17 protein-coding genes are annotated in these 21,418 nt (G+C 37.5%); 13 read left to right on the top strand and 4 right to left on the bottom strand.

Annotated elements, in window-relative coordinates; genetic code table 11:
- Position 1 precedes the first annotated feature (1 nt).
- Complete coding sequence (locus MJQ71_RS17500) at positions 2–613, bottom strand: methyltransferase (protein WP_238808103.1); 612 nt, start codon at positions 611–613, stop codon at positions 2–4.
- Between the two features lie 74 nt (positions 614–687).
- Positions 688–1,185, bottom strand: a complete 498-nt coding sequence (locus MJQ71_RS17495) for a rhodanese-like domain-containing protein (RefSeq protein ID WP_238808101.1) — start codon at positions 1,183–1,185, stop codon at positions 688–690.
- A gap of 129 nt (positions 1,186–1,314) precedes the next feature.
- Between MJQ71_RS17495 and MJQ71_RS17490 the strand changes: the two genes are divergently transcribed.
- The 4 genes from MJQ71_RS17490 (at position 1,315) to tatC (ending at position 5,833) form a co-directional block, all read left to right on the top strand.
- On the top strand, positions 1,315–3,777 hold the full coding sequence (locus MJQ71_RS17490; protein WP_238808100.1) for a penicillin acylase family protein: 2,463 nt from the start codon (positions 1,315–1,317) through the stop codon (positions 3,775–3,777).
- Between the two features lie 11 nt (positions 3,778–3,788).
- A complete protein-coding gene (locus MJQ71_RS17485) occupies positions 3,789–4,145 on the top strand; it encodes a hypothetical protein (protein WP_238808098.1) in 357 nt (118 codons plus the stop codon).
- Positions 4,146–4,297: 152 nt separating this feature from the next.
- Positions 4,298–4,900 (top strand): OmpH/Skp family outer membrane protein, encoded by a 603-nt coding sequence (locus MJQ71_RS17480; protein WP_238808096.1) that lies wholly within the window; start codon positions 4,298–4,300, stop codon positions 4,898–4,900.
- A gap of 69 nt (positions 4,901–4,969) precedes the next feature.
- Positions 4,970–5,833, top strand: a complete 864-nt coding sequence (tatC, locus tag MJQ71_RS17475) for a twin-arginine translocase subunit TatC (protein WP_238808094.1) — start codon at positions 4,970–4,972, stop codon at positions 5,831–5,833.
- 31 nt (positions 5,834–5,864) lie between these two features.
- Here tatC and MJQ71_RS17470 read toward each other — a convergent pair whose 3' ends face one another.
- Positions 5,865–6,293 (bottom strand): (4Fe-4S)-binding protein, encoded by a 429-nt coding sequence (locus MJQ71_RS17470; RefSeq protein WP_238808092.1) that lies wholly within the window; start codon positions 6,291–6,293, stop codon positions 5,865–5,867.
- A gap of 153 nt (positions 6,294–6,446) precedes the next feature.
- Here MJQ71_RS17470 and MJQ71_RS17465 point away from each other — a divergent pair, with 153 nt between their 5' ends.
- Positions 6,447–7,676 (top strand): carboxypeptidase-like regulatory domain-containing protein, encoded by a 1,230-nt coding sequence (locus MJQ71_RS17465; RefSeq protein ID WP_238808090.1) that lies wholly within the window; start codon positions 6,447–6,449, stop codon positions 7,674–7,676.
- A gap of 1 nt (position 7,677) precedes the next feature.
- Here the strand turns inward: MJQ71_RS17465 and MJQ71_RS17460 are convergent, their stop codons facing one another.
- Positions 7,678–10,665, bottom strand: a complete 2,988-nt coding sequence (locus tag MJQ71_RS17460) for a 3-coathanger stack domain-containing protein (protein ID WP_238808088.1) — start codon at positions 10,663–10,665, stop codon at positions 7,678–7,680.
- A 391-nt stretch (positions 10,666–11,056) separates the two neighbouring features.
- Here MJQ71_RS17460 and MJQ71_RS17455 point away from each other — a divergent pair, with 391 nt between their 5' ends.
- From MJQ71_RS17455 to MJQ71_RS17420, 8 genes are all read left to right on the top strand, one after another.
- On the top strand, positions 11,057–12,160 hold the full coding sequence (locus tag MJQ71_RS17455; RefSeq protein WP_238808086.1) for a Re/Si-specific NAD(P)(+) transhydrogenase subunit alpha: 1,104 nt from the start codon (positions 11,057–11,059) through the stop codon (positions 12,158–12,160).
- A 110-nt stretch (positions 12,161–12,270) separates the two neighbouring features.
- Positions 12,271–12,540, top strand: coding sequence for an NAD(P) transhydrogenase subunit alpha part 2 (locus MJQ71_RS17450; protein ID WP_238808084.1), 270 nt, complete (start codon positions 12,271–12,273; stop codon positions 12,538–12,540).
- A 7-nt stretch (positions 12,541–12,547) separates the two neighbouring features.
- Complete coding sequence (locus tag MJQ71_RS17445) at positions 12,548–13,948, top strand: NAD(P)(+) transhydrogenase (Re/Si-specific) subunit beta (protein WP_238808082.1); 1,401 nt, start codon at positions 12,548–12,550, stop codon at positions 13,946–13,948.
- Between the two features lie 129 nt (positions 13,949–14,077).
- Positions 14,078–15,868, top strand: coding sequence for an FAD-dependent oxidoreductase (locus tag MJQ71_RS17440; protein ID WP_238808080.1), 1,791 nt, complete (start codon positions 14,078–14,080; stop codon positions 15,866–15,868).
- 110 nt (positions 15,869–15,978) lie between these two features.
- On the top strand, positions 15,979–17,778 hold the full coding sequence (locus MJQ71_RS17435) for a 2-oxoacid:acceptor oxidoreductase subunit alpha (protein ID WP_238808079.1): 1,800 nt from the start codon (positions 15,979–15,981) through the stop codon (positions 17,776–17,778).
- Positions 17,779–17,782: 4 nt separating this feature from the next.
- Positions 17,783–18,829, top strand: coding sequence for a 2-oxoacid:ferredoxin oxidoreductase subunit beta (locus MJQ71_RS17430; protein WP_238808077.1), 1,047 nt, complete (start codon positions 17,783–17,785; stop codon positions 18,827–18,829).
- A 110-nt stretch (positions 18,830–18,939) separates the two neighbouring features.
- Positions 18,940–19,380 (top strand): DUF5990 family protein, encoded by a 441-nt coding sequence (locus MJQ71_RS17425; RefSeq protein WP_238808075.1) that lies wholly within the window; start codon positions 18,940–18,942, stop codon positions 19,378–19,380.
- A gap of 203 nt (positions 19,381–19,583) precedes the next feature.
- Positions 19,584–21,401 (top strand): hypothetical protein, encoded by a 1,818-nt coding sequence (locus MJQ71_RS17420; RefSeq protein ID WP_238808073.1) that lies wholly within the window; start codon positions 19,584–19,586, stop codon positions 21,399–21,401.
- Positions 21,402–21,418: the final 17 nt, after the last annotated feature.

Genomic DNA, 21,418 nt, shown 5'->3' with positions numbered 1-21,418 from the left:
TTTAGTTTTTTAGGCTTTGTAAATTTATAAATAACTCATTTCCTGCTCGTGGAGTAATAGAATTAGTGCATTTTTCAAAAATTTTGAATCGAAAATAAGGTTTAAAAAAAGCTTCATACACTTCTTTTGAACCGCCAAAAGGTGGCCCTCCAACAAAATCACAATCGAACAGCAGTCCAACTAATTTTCCGTTCGGCTTCAGCAATTCGTTCATTTTAATTGCATAAGAAGTCCTCAACGTTGGGTCAATGGCACAGAAAAAAGTTTGTTCTATAATTAAATCGTATCTATTTGAATGAGTAAAAAAATCTTGATGAATAACACGACAAAAGCCTTTTTCGATATAGTTTGTAAATTTTTCTTGGAGTGTTTTTACTAATATTTCTGAAATATCAATCAACGTAACATTGGTAAAACCTTGTTGTAGAAGATAAGCTGCTTCGTGGGCATTGCCACAGCCAGGAATCAGAATGGCAATATTTTTATCGATTAATTGGTCAAAATATTGTTTCAGTGCTAGAGCAACTTGCCCAATATCCCAGCGGGTTTGATTACTTTGATAACGTTCACTCCAATATTGGTCATTGAGCATAATTTCTTGATTTTCCTGCAAAACAACTAAATTTTCCGCAGAAAAATACTTTTTTATGAAACTTTAGGGTAAAAAGCGGAATTCCAAATAAAACATTATTCATAGACTTTCTCACCTTTATTGCACCAAACGCCCCATTTCCAGTTATAGCCATGTATTTTGTTGGTTGGTTTTCCTGCCATATCATATACTGGATTTCCTTGATTGACCCATTCAAAAATACTTCCATAAAAATTATGTACGTTTTTAAAACCTGCTTGCATGAGTTTTTCGCCTATTTTTCCACTTCTGACACCAATCGAGCAATAAACAACAATATTTGCATCTTTCGGAACGGAGGCAACGTTTTTTAGGTTAAAAGTTTCAAAACCAATCCATTTCGCATCTTTTAAATGGCTCACTTCATATTCACGTTTTTCACGGGTATCGAGCAGAACTATATTTTTCATTTTTTTAATATCTTCACAGCCAACCAGCGGAACAGCTTTTGTAACCATTACATTGAGTAAGCTATCAAAAGCTTTACTTTTCACTTGAGCATTTGTTATTTTCGAAGAAAACATAAGTAAAATCAAGAAATATAGTTTATTCATTTTGATAATCATTTTTAATACAACACTTGCTCTTCACAATAAAATCCTAAAAACTCACGAAATAATAAAACATTCACACTTTTTTTCTACTTTCGTAGTTCTTAAACTTCAAACATCTAACCAAAACTAATGAAATTTGTTAAATTTATTGTGAGTCTCATAGCTGCTCTTGGCTTGACTCTCCTACTTAATGGGCCTTTGGGTTCAATTCCAGCACTCGGACGTTTGTTTAGTCCATTCGAGGGTTTCTGGCAAAATGGAGAAGACAAAACTACGCTTCCTCCTGCTAATCTCCAATTGGAAGGTGTCAATGACGAAGTAAATATTGTTTTTGACGACAACCGTGTTCCGCATGTTTTTGCCAAAAATGACCATGATGTTTATTTTGCACAAGGATATTTGGTTGCTCGTGACCGCCTGTGGCAAATGGAATTTTACACGCTCGCAGCATCAGGCCGATTGAGTGAAGTTGTTGGCGAACGAGCTTTGGAACTTGACCGTTACAACCGCCGTATGGGAATGGCTGATGCAGCAAAAAAAGTATATGAAAATGGCAAAACTAACAAAATTTTTGACGAAGTTTTGAACGCTTATTCTGCAGGTGTAAATGCTTATATCAAGCAATTAAAATACAAAGACTTGCCTGTTGAATACAAAATTATTGGTTATCAGCCTGAAGAATGGTCGCCTTACAAAACCATATTGATGATGATGAATATGCGAAATGTTTTGAACGGCGGCAGTGATGATTTTCGGATGACTAACGCCCTTTCAAAATATGGAATGGATGTGGTGAAAGATTTATTTCCCGATTATCCAAGCAATGAGTCGCCAATTATTCCGACTGGTACTAAGTGGAATTTTACTCCTGTGTCAGTTCCACAAACACCTGCACAAATAACGGCCAATCTTTCAACAAGCGAATCAGTTGCATTTAATATACCTTCTCATTCGCCCGAAATTGGCAGTAATAACTGGGCAGTTGGTGGTGAGAAATCGGCTACAGGTCTGCCAATTTTAGCCAATGACCCACATTTACAACTTACCTTACCTTCAATTTGGTATCAAATGCAACTTTCTACGCCAACCATGAATGTCTATGGAGCATGTTTACCTGGAGCTCCTGGAGTTGTCATTGGATTTAATAAAGATGTCGCTTGGGGAGTGACCAACGTTGGCTCTGACGTGATGGATTTTTACCAAATTAAGTTTAAAAATAACTCCAAAAAGGAATATTGGTATAATGGTGCATGGAAACCAACCACTATGCGAGTAGAAGAATTTGTGGTTAAAGGTAAGAAAGAGCCACTAAAAGATACTGTTTACAGCACCCATCACGGACCGATTGTGTATAACATTGCTTCAGAAAAAAACCTTAATCAAAACGTACCAGTTAGTCACGCCATGCGTTGGGTGGCTCTCGAAAAAGATGGCACCGATTTGATGGCTTTTTATTATTTGAATCGTGCAAAAAATTACGACGATTACCGCAAAGCACTTACTTATTATATAGCTCCCGCTCAAAATTTTATTTTTGCGAGTAACTCCAATGACATTGCTATTACTCCTAACGGGAAGTTACCTTTGAAATGGAAAGAACAAGGAAAGTTTATTATGGACGGCTCAAATCCTGCCCATGATTGGCAAGGTTGGATTCCAACTGAGCAAAATCCGACTGTAAAAAACCCTTCGAGAGGTTTTGTCAGTTCGGCTAATCAATTTTCGGCTGACCCAACTTATCCTTATTATTTAGGTTGGAAATTTGCTCCAAGTGAACGAGCTATTCGTATCAATGAACGCTTAGAGAAAATGCAAAAAGCAACAATTGATAGCTTGAGAATGCTCCAAAATGATAATTTCAACGTAGAAGCAAGACGTATTTTGCCCGAATTAATCAAAATATTAAACACTGATGCTTCTCTCAAAAATAGCAGTGCTTACCAAACTTTGGCAAAATGGAATATGAAAAACGATGCCAATGAAATAGGAGCAACAATTTTTGAGCGTTGGGTGAGAGAAATCCGTTATGCAATTTGGGAAGATGATTTCTCAATGAAAAATGACAAATCACCAATGAATTATCCATCACGTGACCGAACTTGGGAATTGATTGTCAAACAACCAACTGCCCAATGGTTTGATAATACCACAACCAAAGACAAACATGAAACGATGCAAGACATCGTAAAAAGCAGTTTTCAAGCATCGATTGATTCATTAACAAAGAAATTTGGGCCAATGAATGCTTCAACTTGGGCTTGGACAAACGTAAAAAGTACTGACATCAATCACTTAGGTCGTCTTGCAGGTTTTGGTCGCCAAGATATTCCTAATGGAGGAGGCTCTGGCATTGTGAATGCAACTACCGAACTAAACGGCCCTTCTTGGAGAATGGTTGTACAACTTGATAAAGGCTGGCCAAAAGCTTATGGGCTTTATCCAGGTGGCCAATCTGGAAACCCAGCGAGCCATTTTTATGACAATATGATTGATAAATGGGCAAAAGGCGAATTGAACGAACTACTTTTCATGAAATCAAAAGATGAAAAAAGCAGCCGTATTTCTGCAACAATGACGATTCTTAAAAAATAATAATTAAAAAAATGAACTACATTATCATATTAATCATAAGTGCTATTGCACAATATTTTTTGCCTTGGTGGGTTATTGCTCCAATTTCTTTTCTGATAGGTGCCTGGAAATCCGCTTCAGCTCTGAAAGCTTATGCTGCGGCTGCGGGAGCAATTGCGACACTTTGGTTAGGCTACGCTACATTTCTAAATATGAGTAACGACGGGATTATGGTTCAAAAAATTGGCGGTTTATTTTCAGAAAATCTTAAATTTTTAAAAAATATGCCAATCACGCCAACTTTTTTGGCAATTATGACCATCATTGGCTCACAAGTAGCAGGGCTTTCAGCTACGGCTGGTTATCATTTCAAGGCTTTATTCAAATAAAACTAATGAAAACCCCTCCTTTTCGGGGGGATTTTTTTATATTTGCGAACTTAATTTTATTCAAAACCATTTAAAAACAATAACGGCATAGCGAAGAGAAGTTGATATTCATAACTAACACCTACTCAAGCTCATTCTCTAATTTATTACTCATGAAAAATTTCTCAATTGTAGTTCTTTTACTTTCGACAATCATCTGGGGTTGTGACAAATCAGCTTCAACTGCAACATCAGGTGGCAAACAAGTGGCTGGTCGCATTGTTTTTGTAAATACTGATACGCTTTTAAGTCAATATGATTATTATAAAGATGTGATAAAATCTTCTGAAAATAAGCGTTTTCGTTTAGAAACTGACATTTCAAATAAAGCCAAAAACTTTCAAAATAAAGTTGCTTTCTTTCAACAAAAAGTTCAACAAGGCGGGTTGACACAAGAACAAGGACAAACAGCTCAAGCTCAATTACAGCAAGAAGAACAAGCTATTATGGCTTTCCGTGATAAATCGGCTCAAGATTTAGCAAAGGAAGATGCGAAAAAAACTGAAGATATTTTGAATAATATTCAAGCATTTTTGAAAGAATTTAATGCTGGAGATAAATACGACATGGTTATTGGCTACTCAAAAGGTGGCGGTGTGTTGTTTGCCAAAGAAGATTTAGATATTACAAATGCAGTACTTGAAGGACTGAATAAGAAATACGCTGAAGACAAAAAATCAGGTAAAGTAGCAACTGATACAACAGCAAAAAAATAAACTTTTGATGGTTCAGAAGAAACATAATTGATTCTTCTGAACCATTTTATATTCTACATTACTATCAAAATGCCTTTAGACCAAACACCCTATTTTGATTACGATGACGACGAGCAGGAAAAGGAAGGCAAAGAAATGGGTTTTCTTGACCACCTCGAAGAGCTTCGTTGGCACTTGATTCGTGCAGCTATTTCGATAGTTTTCTTCATGGTTTTCGCCTTTATTTTCATCGGAGATATTTACAATAAAGTCATTTTAGCTCCCGCTAAACCAGATTTTTGGACTTATCGTATGATGTGTAAGTTGGGAAATCTCGTAGGAGCTCCTGGACTTTGTGTGGATAAACTTAATTTTGAATTGATGAGTCGGGAAGTTTCAGGGCAATTTGTAATGGCCTTAACCTCCGCTGCAATTATCGGTTTAGTATTTGCATTTCCATACGTTTTTTGGGAAATATGGCGATTCGTAAAACCAGGTTTAAAACCTTCTGAAAGTAAATCAGCTCGTGGAGCAGTATTTTATGTAACTTTCTTGTTCTTTTCAGGTGTTTTCTTTGGTTATTACATCGTTTCGCCTTTAGCTATCAATTTCTTAGTCAATTTCCAAATTGACCCAAGTATCAAAAATCAATTTGATATTGGTTCGTATATTTCAATTTTAGCGACATTAACGCTTGCTTGTGGAGTAGCATTTCAATTGCCAGTTGCCATTTTTGTTTTGACAAAAATTGGTGTTATTGGGCCTGCTTTCATGCGAACTTATCGCAAACACGCAGTTGTTGTTATCTTGATTGTGGCAGCCGTTATTACGCCGTCACCTGATGTAACGAGTCAATTATTGGTTGCATTCCCACTCTATATTTTATACGAAATAAGTATTATTATTTCGGCAAGAGAAGAAAAACGAAAACTCGCAGAAGAGCAATTAGCATAATAAAATAGAGATGATTTCTTGAAAATCATCTCTATGCTTCAAAACCAATCTTTACATGAGACCCATCACAGAAAGGTTTATTACTCGAAGCACCACAACGACACAAGGCAGTAGTCTTGTGTTTTTTTGTGAGGTTTCCGTCAGAATCTTTGATAGTAATATTACCATAAACCAATAATGGGCCATTTTGGAGCGGCTCAACGATGGTTTCTACTTCCAAATTCTGTGGTTCTTCGGCGTGCTTAATATATGCCAATGCCCCCGACGGACAAGCATCAATTTGCTTCATAATAACCTCACTATCAGCATTTTCCAAGGTAATCCATGGGCGTTTTTGTGGATTAAAAACCTGTGACAATCCTTTAAAACAAATTGCAGAATGAATACAAACGTGTGGTTGCCAAACAACTGTTATGTCGTCATTTTTATACTTCTTGGTTATTTTCTTTTGCTCTTCCATATATCAAATGTTTACATCCAAAGTTGAGAAAAGTTTTACAATTTCAAAAATGAAACAATTAAAAAATTACTTACAACTTTCAATCGACTCACTAAAATATATCATTAAATAGTGATTAATTTGTACTTAACTAGACGACAGTACTTATTTTATATGAATATTCAACGAATTGTATTCTTAATCACAATTGTGTTTTTTCCTATTCTTACCTTTTCTCAAAGAAATATTGAAGGCAAAGTTATTGGAGGAGACGACCGAAAAGCTTTACAATTTGCCAATGTTTTTATCAGTAATTCGACGAAAGGCCAACAAACTGACGAAAAAGGCAAATTTAAACTCGTAAATGTTCCTTCGGGTGTACTTGATTTAGTGATTAGCTACATTGGCTACGAAACGCTTTCCATCAAAATAAAAGCTGATACACTCAAAAAACCATTGTTGATTTTACTTTCTCCTGACGCAATTGCTTTACAAGGCATAACCGTAAAAAGATTGAGAAATGGTTTTGAGTTATATTATCCACTTTTTAGGGAGTATTTTATTGGAAAAACTGAATTTTCGGCTTCTTGTAAATTAAAAAACCCAAAAGCTCTTTGGTTTTCGATGAATGATGACCATTCTGAATTAACCATCAAAGCTGATGAGCCTTTAGAAATTGAAAACAAAGCATTGGGTTATATCATTAAATATAATTTAGAAGAGTTTAAGTACAACTTTACCCAAAATTATGTTTCATTTTACGGTTATCCATTTTTTCAGGAAATGACAACTAATAATGAAAAAAAGCAAAAAAAATGGCATGAAAACCGAGAAAAAGCATACTTTGGGTCGCCACAACATTTTTTTAAATCGCTTATCAACTACGATTTATCCAATGCAGGATTCACTGTTTATAGTTTGATACGTGAAGAAAAAAGGTTTTTTCTCGTTCCTGTAATTCCCGAATTAAAAGACAGTTTAGGAAATATCATTCAACACGCATCTAGAGCAAAAAAAGAAATTGATTCGACTGATATTATATTGAATGCCAATCCTTTTTTACACAAAGTTCCAAATCCAAAACAATCTTCTTTTGTACAATATTTGGTAAAAATGCCATTGGATGAAAATTGTATTTTTGAAGTAAAAGAACAACTTCCTTACTTAAATTTTGACCATCTTTTGTACGTCTTTTATGACCGAGAATTTGAAGAGCCACAATTTGCCGATTTAGGTAAAAAGGATTCTCCACAAATTTCAATTTTGACACTTTTAGAACCACTAACTTTAATTGAACCTAACGGACATTTAGTGAATCCACTAGGAGTTTTGTTTGAAGGACGCTGGGGCAATGAAAAAATGGGCGAGTTTCTACCGATTGATTACGAGCCAGAGTCATTCTAAATCAATAGCCACACCCACCAATATATGCTTTGAAAACACTGCCACTTTGGGCTTCAAAACCTGCGTGAAGTGTAACCGAATTTCCACCATTCAAAATTACATTTGTTCCTGTTAAAACTTTCGTTTGTACAGCATTTTGGGTTGTAATGGTTGTAGCAACATCGTATTTTCCTGCTGTAATATTTCCAGAAAAATTTTGAGCATTGGGGCAAGGTGGAGAACCGCCCACTTCTTGAACCAAAATATTGTCTAAAAAAAGTCGATTGCCCCAACCTCCAATATTCTCAAATATTAATTCAATGGTTTTCCCTGCAAAGGCCGACAAGTTTATACTTTCCGTTCTCCACTGGCTACAATCCGACGGCGTAAAAAGAGCGGTTTGGTCGGGTACAGTTGCCAAAGCACTACCCGCTTTATCATAAACCAATTGTTGGTTTCCATCGCAAGAAATAGCCCAAACTTTTAATCGGTCAAACTTTGCGGCATCAAAACGAGCATAGGCTACATCAAAAGTAAGTTTTGCAACATCCATATTTGACAGGTCAACAAAGCGTCTTAGTCGGTCTATTTTACCTGTATTATCTAAAGCTCGATTATTAATAACTGCTGAGTTGGCATGACAAGTATTACTTAGAGTAGTCCACGTAACAGCATCATTATCAAGGTTTTGATTTATCCAATTCACTAAATTGGAAACAAATTTTTCGTTTACTGGTTCGGCAATATACTTTGAAGGGTCATTAGGAAATGCATCATAAATATCTTTGATTCCATCATTATCGCTATCGATTACTTTAACGTGGTTCAATAAAGTAGTCAAAGCCTGCGGAGCATTGGTTGGAGAAGTATGTCCCGCCTGATTCAAAGTACTTTCTCCGTGGCAAGATGTACAAGTTCTAATTTCACCTGCTCTTGTACTTATCCACAGGCGTTCTCGTACGATTCCTTTGTTATTTTCGTCGGTCAATTGCCAAGACAATGCTCTTTTTGCGGGAACAACCATCGCTACCGAGCCATCGGGATGAATATTTGCACTACCTTGTGAACCCGTTGTTGGAGGATTATAAGTCATTGCAGTTGGGTCATGTAGAAATCTTGCAATACCTCTTCTACCATCTTTTGGTGTTTCCATTCCGCCAATGCCTCGCACCAAGTCGTTCTGTAAAAATTGTAAATGTTTTACTTCATAAATTGGTGAAGGAGTACTTGGATTAACCGTCTGATGCACACTGCCAAACACTTTTAAGTTAAAAGGTTGTTGCTGGTCGGCATCGTCACGGCTTGTCACATCTCTAATTGCAAGTACTGATAAATTATTACGACTCAAAAATTTATGGAAATCATGAACATCCACACCAGCGGCAGTAAAAAGAGCTTGCTCGGTTGAGCCAACTGATTCTTTGTTTAGTGTTGGTGTACTTGGCAACGACCTTGCTCGAACCTCAACTGGATACGTTTCCCAAAGCACACCACTGTAACTATAAAGTTCATCAGGACTCCACCAAGAAACCGTTTTAGTGATTCCTGCTCCAGTAATCGCTGTTGCACTGGCTTTAAAATAGCCTCCAGTTGGCTCTAAAAGCCTAATTCTATAATCATACTTACTGAGCGGTTCGGTAGATGTGCCAATATTTTGGTCAGAATCTGTTTCGTGCGAATGAGAAACAACCACTTGTCCATCAGAAAGTGGCATTGGATTACGGTACAATCCTGAATGATTAACGCTTGGGGTTGCATCAGGAAACCGAGTATCGGGGTGCGTAATATAGGTAAATGTAATTTGTTCGGGGTGCATTCCAGGAGGAGCATTTACTGAAACAACCATTCCTGAGCCATGCGTTCCAAATTCGGGAGCTTCAATACCATAATAAAGCCCAGGCGTTACGGGCGATTCTTGGATGTGAAACATTGCTCGAATCGGTGTTGGACTAATTGGCGTATAAAAATCATGCAAATTGGCATCATTGGTAAAGTTTTGTGTCAAATAATTTCCCATTTCGTGCCGACCCACATGATTCAACATTTCTACATCCGTACCATCTTCATTCATCATCCACGGGTTGAATATATTAAAATTTTGAGGATTTGTATTTGCCCATTGAGGAAGAGATAATAAATCTGTTCGACCAGGTCGAGGTTCTGGAAATATCTCTGTGTCTGGTAAGATACTTGATTTTGCAGCATTAACGGTTTCATCAGCATAATTAAAAGTACCATAAAGATAATTACCTGTATTATTCAAAATATTCTCAATATCAGCGTCGGCTTGTTGGTCACGTTGTAAATGGTCCCATCTTGTAAAAATAAGACGGCCTGCATTATCGATACTCGGAGTAAAATCTCCTGATGGCGAATGAGTAAGCATTTCTAATCCACTTGTTATCGAACAAGCTTTGGGGTCGAGTCGCCAAATACCCGAAACGGTTGGCGAAGACTCATATTCATCGTGCTGTGGATAAAGATGGGCTAAACCGCCACGTGGCATATCAGAAGTAAAAATGATTCGGTCGTCAGTTCCATAAATTGGTTGAATATTATTGTACCCAGTCGGTTGATTTGGCACGAGTGTAATCACAGGCGTATCAAATTTACCTAAACCTGTTATTTCATAAATTTTCCATGTATAACTCTGTATTTGATAACGTGCCGTGGCAGAGCCAACTACCATACTAAACAACGCTTTATTCCCACTCCAATGAACTGATGGGTCACGGACTGCAATAGACGTAGCTCCTTGCATACCTGTTTGACCATAACCAGCAGTTTGAGTCAAATTTTTCAACGAACCATCCGTATATCTAATATACAAATCGCCGCCTCTAGGTGCTGAAAATATACTCGCTTGATGATTTCCAAAAGATTCTAAACTCGTTCCAAATCCAACTGGTTGCGGTACTTGTGTGCAGAACATTATTGGATTTGGTAGGCTTTGAGCATTGGTAATGATGGCGTAAATCCATACAATTACTAAAGTAAAATACTTTTTCATTTCTTAATTATATTAGAAAATAGAATGTTTTAATTGGCTATAAAGTGTGTGTTAAAAGCTAAGTCAAAATAAACTCAAATAAGCACTATTTTACAACTAAAGGTTTGTAAAATAGTGCTATTAAATCTGGTTCAGTTTGACTTTGTATTAATTAATTTCAAATGTAAGCGTATCATTTATCATTCTCTAAAATAGTATCAAGTTTGATGACGAAAATTTACTAAGTGGCAATTCTTGTCGAAATGTAAGCTTAAATTCTGCCTCTTCATGTCATTTTACACGCATTCTTAAACGTCTAATTTCCTTTTAATAAATTATTTTATAAATAAATTGATAAATAATTGAATAATTTCTACATTAGCCCCACGAACAAAATCTGAATGATTGTACTGTGAAATTAGCTGTAATTAAGGAAACCAAACCATTTGAACGCCGAGTTGCTCTCACTCCCGAAGTCTGCAAACAACTTATCCTCGCAGGATTTGAATGTCACATAGAAAAGGATGCTGGAATCTCCTCTTTTTTTGAAGATGTTGCCTATACAAACATAGGAGCAATTGTTCAAAATGATAAATCTGCTTTACTCGCCTCCGCTGATGTGGTTTTGAAGGTCAATCCACTCACCAACGACGAAATTAGTTCCATGAAAAAAGGGGCAGTTGCCATTTCTTTCATGTACGCTACAACTAACCGTGAAATGCTCGATACTTGTGCAAAACAAGGTATTTCAGCCTTTTCGGTTGATGCTATTCCTCGTATTTCGAGAGCCCAAAAAATGGATGCATTAAGCTCTCAGGCCAATTTGGCTGGTTATAAATCGGTCATTATTGGAGCATATCATTTGGGCAAAATTTTCCCACTTTTAATGACTGCTGCTGGCACAATCAAACCCGCAAAAGTAGTTATTATGGGTGCTGGTGTGGCTGGTTTACAAGCCATTGCAACTGCCAAACGGCTCGGTGCGGTAGTTGAAGTAAGTGATATTCGCCCAGAAACCAAAGAACAAGTAGAATCTTTGGGTGGAAAATTTATCGAAGTAAAAGGCGATGATTCTATCAAAATTGAAGGAGGTTACGTTAAAGGTGTTTCCGACGATTTCTTGAAAAAACAACAAGAAGTAATTGCAAAACATATTTGCGAGGCAGATTTAGTCATAACAACGGCTTTAATTCCAGGAAAAAAAGCTCCAATGCTTATTCCTGAAGAAGTCGTAAAAAACATGAAACTTGGTTCAGTAATCGTCGATATGGCGGTTGAACAAGGAGGAAATTGTGCTTGTAGTGAATTTGCAAAAACCGTTGAAAAATACGGCGTAACCATCGTTGGAGAAGCAAATATTCCTTCGATGTTACCACTAAATGCAAGCGAACTTTACGCCAAAAACATTGCAACATTTTTGCTTCATTTGGCCACAAAAGATGCTTTTAAATGGGAAATGGATGAAGAAATCACGAAAGGCTCGTTGATTGTTCATGAAGGAAAAGTATTAAAGTAGCTACCTTCGGATCAGGCCAAAATGCCTATTCGTAGCAGCGAACCACTCTAAACTCGTAATTACTATATATGTTAAACGAAATTATAAACTTCCTCGGCGAAAACATTCAGATGATATACATCATTATATTGTCTGTTTTCGTAGGCGTTGAGGTTATCGGAAAAGTACCTGCCGTACTACATACACCTTTAATGAGTGGAGCAAATGCCATTCATGGAGTTGTCATTGTCGGAGCAATAATTGTCATGCTCAATACTCCTGCCGAAAACATATTGGCTCTAGCACTTGGTTTTGTGGCAGTTGTGTTTGGTACACTCAACGTAGTCGGTGGCTTTGCAGTTACTGATAGAATGTTAGAAATGTTTAAAAAGAAAAAATAGACCCCTCATGGAAGTAAAATATATTCTTGACATTATTTATTTAATTGCTTCGGTAACTTTCGTGCTTGGTTTAAAAATGCTCAGCCACCCCGATACAGCTCGTAAAGGAAATCTTTATGCAGCTTTTGGTATGGCTTTGGCAATTATTGGCACTATTTTGTTGTATAATCATGCCGACGGCTACACCACTCGTGAGCCAATAAAAATCATTTTAATTTTGGCAGCCATCGGTATTGGAACAATTGCTGGCTGGCTTACCGCTCGACGAGTTCAGATGACCAAAATGCCCGAATTAGTTTCACTTTTCAATGGAATGGGTGGAGCTTGTGCCGCCATCATTGGCTTGATGGAATACGAACATAATTTGGGTAAAACTGGTGCTTTAGCTACAATTATTGCAGGATTAATCATCGGTTCAGTTTCATTTAGCGGCAGTATTATTGCTTTCTTGAAACTCAACGAAACAATGAAAAAACCAATCCGAATTCCATCGTATAATATTCTGAATACGGTTGTGATGATTACGCTTATTTTATGTGGCATTTTCATTGTTTATACACAACCTGAGCATCTGTTATTGGTCGTACTACTATTTGTTTTTGCCTTGATTTATGGTGTTTTATTTGTAATTCCGATTGGTGGAGCAGATATGCCAGTAGTCATTTCATTGCTCAATTCATTTACTGGTTTAGCTGCTGCATTTGGTGGATTTTTGTACCAAAACCAAGTAATGCTAACAGGCGGTATTTTGGTTGGTTCAGCTGGTACAATCTTAACTTTAGCTATGTGCAAAGCCATGAATCGTCCGTTAAGCAACGTGATTTTTGGGGCTTTTGGAAGTGGAGCTGCCGCAGGTGCTGGGGCGGAAGTAAATGGTAGTATCAAAGATATTTCTATTTCTGATACCGCTATTTTGATGAATTACGCCAAAAAAGTAGTCATTGTACCAGGTTATGGCTTAGCTGTTGCACAAGCTCAACACGTGATTCATGAGTTAGAACTTTTATTAGAAGAACGAGGAGTTGAAGTGGTTTATGCCATTCATCCAGTTGCAGGTCGAATGCCCGGCCACATGAATGTCCTTTTGGCAGAAAGCAATGTTTCTTATGATAAATTGATTGAAATGGAAGAAATAAATCCACAATTTGCAACAACCGATGTCGTTTTGGTTGTCGGAGCAAATGATGTGGTAAATCCGGCGGCTAAAACCGACCCATCTTCACCTATTTTCGGAATGCCTATTTTAGATGTTGAAAATGCAAAAAATATCATCGTTAATAAACGAAGTATGAATGCAGGTTATGCAGGAATTGATAACCTTCTTTTCTACCAACCCAAAACAAGTATGCTTTTTGGAGATGCAAAAGGCGTTTTGTCAAAACTTGTTAACGAATTGAAACAAATGTAGTTTTTGTATTCTATTGACAAAAAATCATATAATCATTGCCAATTTTAAGATTTAACAAAATTTTATTTGGTATTGCTTTTTAAAATTAAGTAGTTTTACCCACGATTTCAATTTAAAACTATTCAACCATTGGAACCAACGAATGTACACGACCCCGAATACTATCATAAGGTCGTAGATTGTCAGTATGCTTGCCCAGCTCATACACCTGTGCCTGAGTACATCAGGCTAATTGCCGCCGAAAAATATACCGAGGCATATATGGTCAATTGGGAATCAAATGTTTTCCCAGGCGTTTTAGGCCGAACTTGTGATAGACCATGCGAACCAGCATGTCGCCGTGGTCGTGTGGACGAAGAGCCTGTTGCTATTTGTCGATTGAAACGAGTAGCCGCCGATAACAAAGGTGATATTACTCATTTGCTCCCAAAAATCCCTACCAAAGGAAACGGAAAACGTATTGCTTTGATTGGTGCTGGCCCAGCTTCTCTTACCGTTGCTCGTGATTTAGCTCCTTTAGGTTACGAAATACACGTTTTTGATGAACAAATCAAAGGCGGTGGCATGATGCGTAGCCAAATCCCATCTTTTCGTTTGCCAGAAACAGTTTTAGACGAAGAAGTGAATAACATTCTCAACTTGGGAATTCACCAACATTTCAAAACTTATGTTTCGAGCTTAAAAAGTGTTTTAGATGATGGGTATGATGCCGTTTTCATCGGAACGGGAGCTCCTCGTGGACGTGATTTATCAAATCTTCCAGGCCGTGCCGAAGGTGCAGCCAATATACATATAGGCATTGAATGGCTAGCAAGTGTAGCTTTTGAACATACTAAAAAAATCGGTAAGAAAGTTATCGTTTTAGGTGGTGGAAATACTGCCATGGACTGCTGCCGTACTTCTCGTCGTTTGGGTGGCGAAGAAGTAAAAGTAGTTGTTCGTAGTCCATTTTCTGAAATGCGTGCTTCTCCGTGGGAAAAAGAAGACGCCATGCACGAAGATATTCCGATTCTTGATAACCACGTACCTATTTCGTTTGTATCTGAAAATGGCCAATTAAAAGGTATGACTTTCGAGAAAGTTCATGCTGTTTATGATGAAAAAGGTAAACGTTCTCTTGTGCCAACAGGCGAACCGCACGTTTTCATTGAAGCAGACGATGTTTTAGTTGCAATCGGGCAAGAAAATTATTTCCCTTGGATTGAACGTGATTTAGGAATCGAGTTTGATAAATGGGAAATGCCTAACGTCAATAGTACAACTTTCCAATCAACAAATGAGAAAGTTTTCTTTGGCGGTGATGCAGCTCTTGGCCCTAAAAATGTCATTACGGCGGTTGCTCAAGGTCACTCAGCAGCAGTTTCGATAGATTTATATTGTCAAGGAAAACCACTAGATGTTCGTCCTGACCCATTCACTAATTTGGTCTCACAAAAAATGGGTATCCACGAATGGAGTTACGATAGTATCGTGGCTGACGATGACCGTTTTGTAGTGCCTCAAGCAGCAAAAGCAGTAACACTAAGCGACCGTAAAAAGGAAGTTGAACTTGGTTTTGATAAATTAGTTGGTTTCAAAGAAGCCGAACGTTGCCTCAACTGCGATGTACAAACGGTTTTCACAGAAAATCGTTGTATCGAATGTGACGCTTGTATGGATATTTGTCCAACCGACTGTATCACATTTACTGTTAATGGTACGGAAGAAGACCTTCGTACTCGTCTCAAAGCACCATCTTTGCACTTAAATCAAGACCTTTTAGTGTCAAATACATTAGCTGCAACTGGTAGGGTAATGGTAAAAGACGAAGATGTTTGTTTGCACTGCGGTTTGTGTGCCGAGCGTTGCCCAACTTCCGCTTGGGATATGCAGAAGTTTTTCTACAATACCACAAAAGCACATCATGGGTGTAGTCATTAGGTTATCGACATTTAAAATTTAGGTAAAATTATATACCTACTATTTTAACAAAACCTAAGCATAAAATTTATCAATTAAAAAAACTTCCCTTTTTAGGGGATGTAAGTGATATGACAAAAGTCAACGATTTTGTAGTTCGCTTTGCTAATGTTAATGGAACTGGTTCGGCCAGTGCCAATAGCATGTTTGCCAAAGCCATTTTCAGGATGGGAGTGCCTGTTACACCAAAAAATATTTTCCCATCTAATATTCAAGGATTACCCACTTGGTACGAAGTGCGAGTAAACGAAAAAGGGTATTTGGGTCGTCGTGAAGGCATTGATTTAATGGTTTCTGTGAATCCACAAAGTATGTTGAAAGATGTACAAAGTGTCCGTTCTGGGGGCTATTTTATGTATGATAACACCAAACCTCTACACAAAGAATATATTCGTGAAGACATTACCTATCTCGGAATTCCGTTGATGGGTATTTGTATGGAACAATATACTGACCCGCGTCAACGCCAATTATTCAAAAACATCATTTACGTTGGAGCTTTATCGGCTTTGTTGGATATCGAATTTGCTGTTTTGGAACAGCTCTTAGCCGAACAATTCAAAGGTAAAGAAAAATTAGTTGCTCCTAACGTTCAAGCTTTACAGTTAGGTGTAAAATATGTACAGGAAAACTTTACGTTTCCACTTGAAATTCGTGTAGAAAGACGTGATTTAGTAGGCAAAAGAATCATGTTCGACGGAAACGGTGCTTGTGGCTTGGGAGCTGTTTTTGCAGGTGCAACAGTTGCGGCTTGGTATCCTATTACGCCTTCTACTTCGGTTGTTGAGAAATTTGAAAAATACGCCAAGAAATTCCGTACAGATAAAGAAACTGGTGAAAAAAACTTTGCCATCGTCCAAGCTGAAGACGAACTCGCCGCTATCGGAATGGTTATCGGAGCAAACTGGAACGGGGCAAGGTCATTTACTGCCACTTCTGGCCCAGGTGTTTCGTTGATGAATGAATTTTTAGGTTTAGGTTATTTCGCTGAAATTCCAGCAGTTTTGATTGATGTGCAACGTACTGGCCCTTCAACAGGGATGCCAACTCGTACACAACAATCGGATATTACACTTGCAGCTTATGCCTCCCATGGTGATACTAAACACGTTTTGTTGTTTCCAAGCAACCCAAAAGATTGTTTTGAATTAACGGCAGATGCTTTTGATTTGGCCGAACGTTTACAAACGCCAATTATCGTTTTGACTGATTTAGATTTAGGAATGAACGACCACATGAGTGAGCCTTTTGAGTGGGATGAAAGCAGAAAATACGACCGAGGTAAAGTTTATACTGCCGAAGATTTAGAAAATATGGGACGTTTTGGGCGTTACTTAGATTCTGATGGCGACGGTATTCCGTACAGAACTTACCCAGGTACACACCCAACCAAAGGTTCATACTTTACTCGTGGTACTTCTCGTGATGAATATGCAGTTTACACCGAAGACAGTGCCGTTTATGTGAGAAATATGCAGCGTTTGGAGAAAAAATGGGATACAGCGAAAGACATCGTGCCAAAACCTCATTTCTACCAACAAAAAAATATGAGTCCGCTGGGAGTGATTTTCTTCGGTACATCCACTTATTCTTCAGAGGAAGCCATTGATTTATTGAGAGAACAAGACGTAGTTCTTGATGCAATGCAGCTCAAAGCATTTCCGTTTAACAAAGACGTGGAACAATTCATCGAAGACCACGAAGTTGTTTTTGTGATTGAGCAAAACCGTGATGCTCAAATGCGTTCGTTGCTTATCAATGAATTAGAAATTAATCCTAAAAAATTGATTCGTGTCTTGAATTATGACGGAATGCCGATTACGGCTGATAAAATTGTGAAAGAAATTAGTAAAAATCTTGTAACAAACTGAACAAATGACATACGTTCGTCCGACCTTTAGGCATCCTGATTTGCCAAAAAACAAAATAGATTTTACAAAAAAAGACTACGAAGGAGCTTTATCAACGCTTTGTGCGGGTTGCGGACACGATTCTATCAGTGGAGCAATCATCCAAGCATGTTTCGAGCTTGCCATTGAGCCACATCGAATTGCCAAACTTTCTGGTATTGGCTGTTCGTCAAAAACTCCTGCTTATTTTTTAGGAAATTCGCACGGATTTAACTCCGTTCATGGACGTATGCCTTCGGTAGCTACGGGTGCTTATTTGGCCAACCGTGACTTAGTTTACTTCGGCGTTTCAGGCGATGGTGATTCTGCTTCCATCGGAATGGGGCAATTTGTTCATGCTATTCGTCGTAACCTCAACATGGTTTATTTAGTGATGAACAATGGTTGCTACGGTTTAACAAAAGGGCAAGATTCGGCAACTGCTGATAATGGCTCAAAAAGCAAAGCTGGCTCAACCAATATGTTTAATGCCATTGATTTGGTAGGTTTAGGCCTTGAATTGGGTGCAACTTTTGTAGCTCGCAGTTTTTCGGGCGATAAAGCACAGTTGATTCCTTTGATAAAAGCTGCTATCAAGCACCCTGGTTTTGCATTGATTGATGTGATTTCTCCTTGCGTAACTTTCAATAATAATGTAGGTTCAACCAAATCTTATGATTACGTGCGTGAACACATTGATGCCACTTCGACCGTAGATTTTGTGCCAATAATGGAAGAAATTACTGCAAATTATGAGGATTCAAAAGAAATAACTTTACACGACGGCTCAGCTTTGCAACTTCAAAAATTGCATCAAGGTTGGAATCCAGAAGATAGACTTTCTGCGATGACCGCTTTGCAAAATGCCAAAGAAAAAGGAGAAATTTTGACAGGTTTAGTTTATATCGAACCAAATACAAATGCTCTTCACGACGTGCTTCAAACAACCAAAACTCCATTGAATACACTCAAAGAAGACCTTCTTTGTCCAGGTATTGATGCGTTGGAGGCGTTGAATGAAAGTTTGAGATAAGAATATTTAAAGATAAATTGAAAACGCTCAGGAGATTGTAATTTCTTGAGCGTTTTTTATAGTATAGTTTAACGAAATGGCTAACAATTATTTTCAAGTCAATTAATCAAATGAAAAAAGCTTTGAATCTTCGGATTAATCTAATAAATCCACCTATTGGGGTAGATTTTGGTTTACAAAAAGGTTCTGGAAATAGTTACACAATTATCCAAAAGCAACATGCTACCACTAATGATTTGATTTTTGAATTTTCGGTTCTAGTAAAAGATGATGCCGAGAAAAAGCAGTTGCCGAAATTTTCGGGTGATTTTGTTCAAGGCTCAAGTGATAAGTTTGTTTACATTGGTATCGGAACTTATGCAGGTCAATTCGATTCTATTTGGTCAAGAAGGCTCAAAGTTCCTTTGACTGGAATTACATGGGAGCAAGTGGAGCAATTATACAATAATCCTAATGCAGTTTTAGAAACTTATGTGCCAGGTACAGGAAAAGATGGTAGCCCAAACTGTGCAACGGTAAAACCATTTACAGGATGGCTCATTAAAGAGTAAACAAGAAATCTATACTGGAGCAATTATATCGAATTCATCGCTGGCAGTCTCAGACTGCAATTCATCCAAAGATACAGGTACAAGTGATGCTTCGCTTAATACTTCTACCAACTTCAAACTATCTCCTAAAAACCCAATCCATGACAAATGTCATGTTTCAATTACTAGATTTTGCGTTGCTTTGTTAAATTTTCTGAAAAGCAATGATACAAAAAACCTCTCATACCTTTCATATTCCCGTAATGGGCTTAGGTTTCACTATTGATACTCCACTAAAAGTAGCTCGATTTGGCATTTCGTCGGTAATTTCGATTATCGAACACGAACTTATTGAGAAAATGCGAAAGTTTCATTGCCATGAAAATGGCGAAACTTATCATCCGATTACTGAAAAAGAGGAAGATTATCGAGCTAAACGAATTACCGAATATTTGAATTTATTAGACCGATTGATAAAAAAACAGGTCGAAAAACTTCGTGCAGAACCCTTTGAAGAAGGCTCAGAAATTGTAAAATATTTTGAATTACTTCCTGAAACTTCATCTGTCAAGCAACTTTATATCGGAATGCTTCAATTAGAAGATAGTTCGGTAAAAGAACAAATTCAAGAACAGTTACGTCGGTCGATTGTAGCAGGTTCGATTGATGTAAACGTAATGGCAAAAGTTGATAAAACACATTATGATGAAAATGGTGAAATGCTACCAAAAGAGTTTTCAGATGCTCTTTCATCATTTCGTGGCTATGCTCTAAGTAATTTGACTTCAAGTATCGTTTTTTCGGCTGGTTACAATCCTCGTTTGTATGGCTACATTGATGCTTTCAATGATTTTTTCCCCGATGAAAAAGGTTTTCTCAAAAAGAAAATTATTTTGAAAGTAAGCGATTACCGTTCGGCTCTCACGCAAGGTAAAATCTTAGCAAAAAAAGGTCTTTGGGTTTCCGAATTTAGAATTGAATCTGGCTTAAATTGCGGTGGACACGCATTTGCTACTGATGGACTTTTGCTTGGGCCAATCATGGAAGAATTTAAGCAAAATCGAGCAACTTTACAAAATGAAGTATTTGACATCTGTAATCAAGCATTGGTAAGCCGAGAAATGACTCCATTTGCTTCGCTTCCTGCAATGAAAATTACGGTACAAGGTGGTATTGGAACAGCCAACGAAGATACTTTTTTACTAGAACATTATGATGTTGATGGAACAGGTTGGGCTAGTCCATTTTTGTTAGTTCCAGAAGCTACAAATGTTGATAACGACACCCTCCAAAAAATGGCAAATGCTCAAAAAGACGACTATTTTTTGAGTAATGCTTCACCATTGGGCGTTCCTTTCAATAACTTTAGGTTAACAACTGGTGAGTCTCAACGTTTAATGCGTATTGATAAAAATCGCCCAGGAAGTCCATGTTATAAAAAGTTTCTTTCAACAAATACAGAATTTACGAAAGAACCTATTTGTGAATCTTCACGTGAATATATTAATGCCAAAATAAAACAAATAGAAAGCAGCGATATGACGGCTGAACAAAAGTCTGAAAAAATCAATTTCCTAATTCAAAGAGACTGTTTATGCGAAGGCTTGGGTGTTTCGGCTTTACTGAAACACGATATAAATCCAGCCCATAAATTGACGGCTGTAACGATTTGCCCAGGACCTAATTTAGCCTATTTTTCGGGAATATTTTCGTTGAAACAAATGGTTGACCATATTTATGGCCGAACCAATATTCTCAATTCACTCAAACGTCCAAATATGTTTATAAATGAGCTAGTATTGTACGTAGATTATTATAAAAATCAACTCAATAAGCAAGTTGAAAATCTGTCTATGGCACAAATTCGTACCTTAAAAGCTTTTCATACTAACCTATTATCGGGAATTGATTACTACAAATCGCTGGCTTCGTCGTTTAAAAACGAAACCGAACGCTACATAGAAGAAATGAAAGAAGAACTCAGTGCATTGGAACATACAATCCTGACATTGAATTTGCCTTTTGAAGTTGTTGCAAAATAAAAATACAATAAAAACAG

It is taken from the genome of Emticicia aquatica (genome assembly GCF_923079645.1).
Classification (GTDB): domain Bacteria; phylum Bacteroidota; class Bacteroidia; order Cytophagales; family Spirosomataceae; genus Emticicia; species Emticicia aquatica.
The sequence above is the reverse complement of the archived record's forward strand: the minus strand, read 5'-3'. Positions and strand labels throughout refer to the sequence as shown.